Source organism: Kineococcus indalonis (assembly GCF_009906395.1).
In the GTDB taxonomy this organism is placed as follows: domain Bacteria; phylum Actinomycetota; class Actinomycetes; order Actinomycetales; family Kineococcaceae; genus Kineococcus; species Kineococcus indalonis.
On record NZ_JAAALM010000179.1, the window covers coordinates 1 to 7,156 of the forward strand.

Sequence of the window (7,156 nt, forward strand, 5' to 3'; positions counted from 1 at the left end):
CCGCCGCGCTCGCCGCGCTGCTGGCGCTGGCCGCGGTGGTGCCGCAGGTGCGGGGCAACGCCGCGCAGCTGGCGAAGTCCAACGCCCAGGCGGCCGAGCACCCGCGCAACTCGCTGGTCACCCTCGCCGAGCAGCGCTTCCTGGAGGACCTGGGCCGCTGGGTGCCGCGCGGCGACGTGGTGGCCGGCACGCCGTGGGACGGCAGCGCCTTCGCGTACGCGCTCTCCGGCGTGGAGGTGCTCTACCCGCACCTGCGCGGCGCCTACCCCGCCGACTGGGTCTTCCTGGCCGACCACCTGCAGGACGCCGGGGTGGACCCGGCGGTGTGCCCGGTGCTGCAGCGCCAGCGCGTGCGCTGGGTGCTCGACGACGGGCCGCTGTGGCGGCCCCCGCGCCTGGAGCCGGCCGGCTACACCGCCTTCCGCCTCTTCCGGGGCCGTCCCGGCTTCGAGGAGGTCGCCTCCGGCGGCGGGGCGGTGCTGTACCGGATCACCGCCTGCGGCTGAGGGCCCGGGGCCGCCCCGCCCCCGCCCCGGGACCCTCACGCGCTCCCCACGGGACCGTCACCGGACCGCCACGGCTCGTGCCCGGCGCGGGGGCGGCGGGCTGGCGAGCCTTGCCGTGGCCCCGGCGGCGGCCCGTTACCCTGAGCGGCATCATGCCTAGGTACAGCTCGTCGCAGCAGCACGCCCCCGCCCCCTCGCGCGGACGTCGGGAGGCGCGGTGAACGTCGACCTGGTCGTCGTCGGGTCCGGCTTCTACGGCCTGACCGTCGCGCGGCGGTGCGCCGAGGAGCTCGGCCTGAAGGTGCTCGTGCTCGAGCGCCGCTCGCACATCGGCGGCAACGCCTACTCCGAGGCGGAGCCGACCACCGGCATCGAGGTGCACCGCTACGGCGCGCACCTGTTCCACACCTCCAACGAGCGGGTGTGGGAGTACTGCAACCGGTTCACCCGGTTCACCAACTACGTGCACCGCGTGTACTCCACGTACCGCGGCGAGGTCTACCCGATGCCGGTGAGCCTGGCCACGATCAACCAGTACTTCCGCAAGGCGATGTCCCCGGCCGAGGCGCGCGCCCTGGTGGCCGAGCAGGCCGGCGAGGTGGACACCGCCGGCGCCGACAACTTCGAGGACAAGGCGATCTCCCTCATCGGGCGGCCGCTGTACGAGGCGTTCTTCCGCGGCTACACCGCCAAGCAGTGGCAGACCGACCCGCGCGAGCTGCCCGGGGAGACGGTCACCCGCCTGCCCGTGCGCTACACGTACGACAACCGGTACTTCAACGACACGTACGAGGGCCTGCCGGTGGACGGCTACACCGCCTGGCTGGAGCGGCTGGCCGACCACCCGGGCATCGAGGTGCGCCTGGGCACCGACTTCCTGCGCGGGGGCGACTTCTCCCGGGACGCCGTGGTCGGGCAGGTGCCGGTCGTCTACACCGGCCCGGTGGACGAGTACTTCGGCGGCGCCGAGGGCGAGCTGACCTGGCGCACCCTGGACTTCGAGCAGGAGGTGCTGCCGGTGGGCGACTTCCAGGGCACCCCGGTGATGAACTACGCCGACGAGGACGTGCCCTACACGCGCATCCACGAGTTCCGGCACTTCCACCCCGAGCGCGACTACACCCGCGACGCGACCGTGGTCGTCAAGGAGTACTCGCGCTTCGCGCAGCGCGGCGACGAGCCGTACTACCCGGTGAACACCCCCGCGGACCGCCAGCGCCTGCTGGCCTACCGGGACCTGGCCCGCGGCGAGGACGGCGTGCTCTTCGGCGGGCGCCTGGGCACCTACAAGTACCTCGACATGCACATGGCGATCGGCGCCGCGCTGTCGACGGTGGACAACAAGCTCGCCCCGCACTTCGGCGGGAGCGCGAAGCTGACGAGCGGCGGGGTGGACGCGTGAGCACGACGCTGGTGGAACTCCCGGGCGCGACCTGGCGCACCGTGCACCGGGTCGTCCTGCCGGTGGACGCCGACGCCGACGACCTGGCCCTGTACGTCGACTACGACTCGGCGGTGTCCACGCCGGGCGCGGTCGGCGGCGGGCGCCCCGGCGACGACGCGGACTCCCTGGGCGGCGCGCCCGCCGCCGCCGAGGGCTCCACCGCCACGCTCGCGGTGCGCGCCGAGGGGCGCGCGGAGAACGTGCGCGGCCGGCGCGGCCTGGTCGTGGACGCGCGCAGCCGCGTGTCCTTCGGCACCTACTTCAACGCCTTCCCCGCCAGCTACTGGCGCCGCTGGACCACCGCGAGCGCGGTGCGCCTGCAGGTGGAGCTGGCGGCCGCCGGCACCGTGACCGTGTACCGCTCGAACGCGCGCGGCCTGCGCCAGCGCGTCACCGCGCGCACCGTCGCGCCCGGCGCCCCGCTCGTGGTGGACCTGTCGCTGGCCGCCTTCGGCGACGGCGGCTGGTACTGGTTCGACGTGGCGGCCGGCGCGGCCGAGACGGCGCTGGTGCGCGCGGAGTGGCAGGTGGCCGAGGAGGTCCCGCCGCCGGCGTCGACCCTGTCGATCGCCGTGACCACCTACAACCGCCCCGACTACTGCCTGGAGCTGCTGCGCACCCTGGCGGCGTCCGAGGACGTGCGGGCCGTGCTCGACCACGTCTACGTCATGGACCAGGGCACCCAGCTGGTCTCCGACGAGCCCGGCTTCGCCGAGGTCGCCGCCGCGCTGGGCGAGCAGCTGCGCATCGTCCGCCAGGGCAACCTCGGCGGCTCCGGCGGGTTCTCCCGCGGGATGCGCGAGACGCTGCGCGCCGGCGTCAGCGACCACGTCCTGCTCCTGGACGACGACATCGTCGTGGAGCCGGAGGGCGTGCTGCGCGCCCTGCAGTTCGCGCAGGCGTGCCGCACCCCCACGGTCGTGGGCGGGCACATGTTCGACATGTTCGACCGCAGCGTCATGCACTCCTTCGGCGAGCGCGTCGACAAGTACCGCTTCTTCTGGGGCTCGGTGCCCGGCGTGCACGAGCGGCACGACCTCTCGGCGCAGAACCTGCGGGCCACGCCGTGGATGCACAAGCGCGTCGACGTGGACTACAACGGCTGGTGGATGTGCCTGATCCCCGTGGCGGTGCTGCGCGAGGTGGGCCTGTCGCTGCCGGTGTTCATCAAGTGGGACGACGCCGAGTTCGGCCTGCGCGCCGCCGAGGCGGGCTTCCCCACGGTCAGCCTGCCCGGTGCGGCCGTGTGGCACGTGTCCTGGACGGACAAGGACGACGGCACCGACTGGCAGGCGTACTTCCACGAGCGCAACCGCCTCGTGGCCGCGCTGCTGCACTCGCCGTACCCGCGCGGCGGGCGCATCTTCCGCGAGTCCGTCTTCACGGACGTCAAGCACCTCATCTCCATGCAGTACTCCACCGAGGTGCTGCGGCTGATGGCCCTGCAGGACGTCCTGTCCGGTCCCGAGCACCTGCTGGCCACGCTGCCCACCCGCACCGCCGAGGTGCGCCAGGCGCGCAAGGCGTACCCGGACGCGCGCACCTCCACCGACGTGGACGCCTTCCCGCGCGCGCACCAGCGCAAGCCCCCGCGCAAGGGCAAGGAGCCCACCTCCCCGAACCGCTACACGCTGCTGCCGTGGGCGGCGGCCGTCGTGGCGCGCCACCTGACCGCGCCGGCGCCGGAGGCGCTGGAGCGGCCGGAGAAGCAGGTCGCGGCGATGGACTCCACCTGGTGGCGCCTGGCGCACTACGACTCCGCCGTGGTCTCCACCGCCGACGGCACCGCCGCGGCCTGGTACAAGCGCGACCCGCGCGAGTTCCGCCGCCTGCTGGCGCGCAGCGCCGAGGCGCACCGGCAGCTGTGGGCGCGCTGGGACGAGCTGGCCGCGGCGTACCGCGAGGCGATGCCGCGCTTCACGTCCCCGCAGGCCTGGGACGGCGTGTTCGAGGCGAGCACGGTGCCCGCGCCGCAGCCGCCGGCCGCGCCCGCCGCGGAGCGCGGCGCCGGCGACTCCGCCGGGGAGGCCGCGCTGTCGGGCGCGGGCGAGGAGCGCTGAGCGGGGTGGTCGCGGGGTCGCCGGGAGCGGCCGGGTACCGCGCGGGCGACGACGACCTGGAGGGCTTCGCCGTCCCCGGCCGCGGGCGCGGGCTGCTCGACGTCCTGGAGCGGCGCTACCTGCTGAAGCTGCTGGTCCGCAAGGAGCTGCGGGTGCGCTACCAGGGCTCGTTCCTGGGGCTGCTGTGGAGCTACGTCAAGCCGGCCGTGCAGTTCTGCGTGTTCTACTTCGCCCTCGGCGTGTTCCTGCGCCAGGGCGACGCCATCCAGGACTACGCGGTGTACCTGTTCTCCGGCATCGTCGTCATCAACTTCTTCTCCGAGACGTTCGGCAACGCCACGCGCTCGGTGGTCGGCAACGCGCCGCTGGTGAAGAAGATCTACCTGCCGCGCGAGCTGTTCCCCGTCTCCAGCGCGTGGGTGGCGGCGGTGCACTTCCTGCCGCAGCTGGTGATCCTGCTCATCGGCACGCTGGTCTCCGGCTGGCGGCCCACGCCTGCGCAGCTGCTCGGCGGGGTCCTCGGCTTCGTCACGATCGCGCTGCTCGCGGTGGGCCTGGGGCTGTTCTTCGGCGCCGTCAACGTGCTCTTCCGCGACTTCGAGAACATCGTCGACCTCATGCTGCTGGTGGTCACCTGGACCTCCCCGGTGCTGTACCAGTGGAGCCAGGTGCAGCAGCAGGTGCCCGGCTGGCTGTGGGAGGTGTACCAGCTGAACCCGGTGACCACCGCGGTGGAGCTGTTCCACTTCGCCTTCTGGTTCGGCGCCACCGAGCAGGGCCCCGGCCTGCCGGTGGCCACCCTGCCCCCGCACGTGCTCTGGTACGGCCTGCTGGGCCTGGCCGTCTCGCTCGTCGTCCTCGCGGTCGGGCAGTTCACCTTCCGGCGGCTCGAGGGCCGCTTCGCGCAGGAGCTCTGAGGCGTGGCAGCGAGCACCGGCACCCGCAGCACCGTGCGCGTGGAGGGCGTCAGCAAGGTCTTCCACCTGCGCCACGACCGCAGCCTCAAGCAGCTGGCCATGTCCGCCGTGCGCGGCAAGGACCTCGGCAACACCTTCTCCGCGCTGGACGACGTCAGCCTGCGCGTGCACGAGGGCGAGGCCGTGGCCCTGCTCGGCCTGAACGGCTCGGGCAAGTCCACGCTGCTCAAGCTCATCTCCGGCGTCATGAGCCCGGACTCCGGGCGGGTGCTCGTGCGCGGGCGCATCGCCGGGCTGATCGAGGTCGGCGCCGGCTTCCACCCGGACCTGACGGGCCGGGAGAACGTCTACCTCAACGCCGCGATCCTCGGCATGGACGAGGCCACCACCGCGCGGCGCTTCGACGACATCGTGGCGTTCAGCGAGATCGAGCGCTTCATCGACACCGAGGTGAAGTTCTACTCCTCCGGGATGTTCCTGCGGCTGGCGTTCGCCGTCGCGGTGCACACCGACCCGGAGATCTTCCTCATCGACGAGATCCTCGCGGTGGGCGACGCCCCGTTCCAGCAGAAGTGCCTGGCGCGGGTGCGCGAGCTGCGCGACGAGGGGCGCACCCTCGTCATCGTCAGCCACGACCTGGACATGGTCGAGAAGCTGTGCGAGCGCGGCGTCGTGCTGGAGCGCGGCCGCCTGGTCGCCGACGAGGACATCCACTCAGCCGTGGGACGGCTGCGGACGTGAAGGGACCCATGGACGAGCAGCAGGAGGCCCGCGGGGCCGTGGCCGGCGTGGACGGGCCCCCCGAGGGCCCGGCGCCCACGACCGCCGAGCTGCGCCTGATGATCGCCGCGCAGCGGGCGCTGTCGCAGCCGGCGACGGTGCGCACCGCGCAGCTGATGAGCCTGGCCGGCGAGCACGCCGCGGTGTGGATCGCCGGCGGCGCGCTGGGCGCGCTCGTGGACGCCCCGCGCCGGCGGCGCTGGGCGGCGGCCACCGCCACCGTGGTGGCCGCGCACGGCACCAGCGTGGTGGTCAAGCGCCTGACCCGGCGGGTGCGCCCCTCGCACCCCGACGTCCTCGTGCGCGCCGGCACGCCCAGCCGCTGGAGCCTGCCCAGCTCGCACGCCACCTCCACCACCGCCGCGGCCGTCGCCTTCGGCGCCCTGGTGGGGCGCGGGCGGCTGGCGCCGCTGGTGCCGGCGATGGCCCTGTCGCGCATCGTCGTGGGCGTGCACTACCCCAGCGACGTGGCCGCCGGCACCGCGCTGGGCGCGGCCGTGGCCCTGCTCGGGCAGCCGGTGGCCGAGCGCCTGCTCGGGGAGCGGCGCGCGTGAACGCCGTCGCCGGGCTGGTCAAGACCGCGCGCCCGCGCCAGTGGGTCAAGAACGTCCTCGTCGTCGCCCCGCTGCTGCCGGCGGGCGCCTCGCAGCTGGACGCGCACGCCTTCACCGGCGCGGCGATCGCCTTCGTCGCCTTCTGCGTGGTGGCCAGCGCCGTGTACCTGGTCAACGACGCCAAGGACGTCGAGGCCGACCGCGCCCACCCCAAGAAGCGCTTCCGGCCCATCGCCGCCGGCGTGGTCTCCCCGGGCACCGCCTACGCGGTGGCCGTGGCGCTGTTCGCCGTGGGCCTGGCCGGCTCGGCGCTGTGGGACTGGGACCTGCTGATCGTCATGGCCGTGTACGCCGCGATCCAGCTCGCCTACTGCTTCGGGATGAAGCACGAGCCGGTCGTGGAGCTGGCCAGCGTGGCCTCGGGCTTCCTGCTGCGCGCCCTGGCCGGCGGCGTGGCCGCCGGCATCCCGCTGTCGTCGTGGTTCCTGCTGACCACCGCGTTCGGCTCGCTGTTCATGGCCGCCGGCAAGCGCTACGCCGAGGCGCGCCAGGGCGAGGCGACCGGGCGGCAGGTGCGCCGGGTCGTGCAGAGGTACACGCAGACGTACCTGCGCTTCGTGTGGACGCTGTCCGCCACGGTCCTGGTGACCGCCTACTCGCTGTGGGCGTTCACCGTGCTCAACGAGTCCAGCACGCGCTGGTCGGTGGTCTCGGTGGTGCCGTTCGTGCTGGCGGTGCTGCGCTACGCGGTGGACGTGGACCGCGGGCAGGCCGAGGAGCCGGAGGAGCTGGCGCTGCACGACCGGGTGCTGCTGGTGCTGGCGCTGGCGTGGGTCGCGGTGCTGCTGCTGGCGGTGTACGCGTGAGCGGGGGGCCGATCGCGAGGGGGGAGCGG

At 73.9% G+C, this 7,156-nt stretch carries 7 protein-coding genes; all 7 read left to right on the forward strand.

Annotated elements, in window-relative coordinates; translation table 11 throughout:
• Positions 1 to 506, forward strand: a 506-nt coding sequence (locus GTR00_RS10555; RefSeq protein WP_205705507.1) for a DUF6541 family protein, incomplete at its 5' end; no start/stop codon positions are given.
• Positions 507 to 723: 217 nt separating this feature from the next.
• On the forward strand, positions 724 to 1,908 hold the full coding sequence (gene glf / locus GTR00_RS10560) for a UDP-galactopyranose mutase (RefSeq protein WP_166611584.1): 1,185 nt from the start codon (positions 724 to 726) through the stop codon (positions 1,906 to 1,908).
• Positions 1,905 to 4,010, forward strand: coding sequence for a glycosyltransferase (locus GTR00_RS10565; RefSeq protein WP_166611585.1), 2,106 nt, complete (start codon positions 1,905 to 1,907; stop codon positions 4,008 to 4,010). The genes glf and GTR00_RS10565 overlap by 4 nt, the downstream gene beginning before the upstream one ends.
• Positions 4,011 to 4,066: 56 nt before the next feature.
• Entirely contained in the window at positions 4,067 to 4,927 is an 861-nt protein-coding gene (locus GTR00_RS10570) for an ABC transporter permease (protein WP_166611587.1), read from the forward strand.
• A 3-nt stretch (positions 4,928 to 4,930) separates the two neighbouring features.
• Positions 4,931 to 5,668: an ABC transporter ATP-binding protein gene (locus GTR00_RS10575; protein WP_323132387.1), complete on the forward strand. Its 738-nt coding sequence runs from the start codon at positions 4,931 to 4,933 to the stop codon at positions 5,666 to 5,668.
• Positions 5,665 to 6,261, forward strand: a complete 597-nt coding sequence (locus GTR00_RS10580) for a phosphatase PAP2 family protein (RefSeq protein ID WP_323132388.1) — start codon at positions 5,665 to 5,667, stop codon at positions 6,259 to 6,261. The genes GTR00_RS10575 and GTR00_RS10580 overlap by 4 nt, the downstream gene beginning before the upstream one ends.
• Positions 6,258 to 7,127, forward strand: coding sequence for a decaprenyl-phosphate phosphoribosyltransferase (locus GTR00_RS10585; RefSeq protein ID WP_166611586.1), 870 nt, complete (start codon positions 6,258 to 6,260; stop codon positions 7,125 to 7,127). Before GTR00_RS10580 ends, GTR00_RS10585 begins: the two co-directional genes overlap by 4 nt.
• Positions 7,128 to 7,156 lie beyond the last annotated feature (29 nt).